This window comes from Nocardia sp. TBRC8007 (genome assembly GCF_056629435.1).
In genome coordinates, this window is the sequence record NZ_JBWSOR010000264.1 from 1 (window position 1) to 212 (window position 212).

Sequence of the window (212 nt, forward strand, 5' to 3'; positions counted from 1 at the left end):
AGCCGAGGTGGCGGATGTGGAGGCGGCGGTGGCCGCGGCGGCGCGCTACGCGTTCGACCTGTCGGCGCAGATCCCGGTGCGGGCGAGTGTGTTGCGCTGCACCGGCCCGGGCGAGGACGACCATACCCGCGGCGAGTACGTGTTGTTGTTGGTGATCCACCACATCGCCGGGGACGGATGGTCGTTGGCGCCGCTGCTGCGGGATCTGGCCG

At 71.7% G+C, this 212-nt stretch carries 1 protein-coding gene; it reads left to right on the plus strand.

Features of this window, described 5'->3' with window-relative positions:
- A partial coding sequence (locus tag ACX4ZE_RS23600; RefSeq protein ID WP_480275671.1) for a hypothetical protein occupies positions 1 to 212 on the plus strand: 212 nt, incomplete at both ends.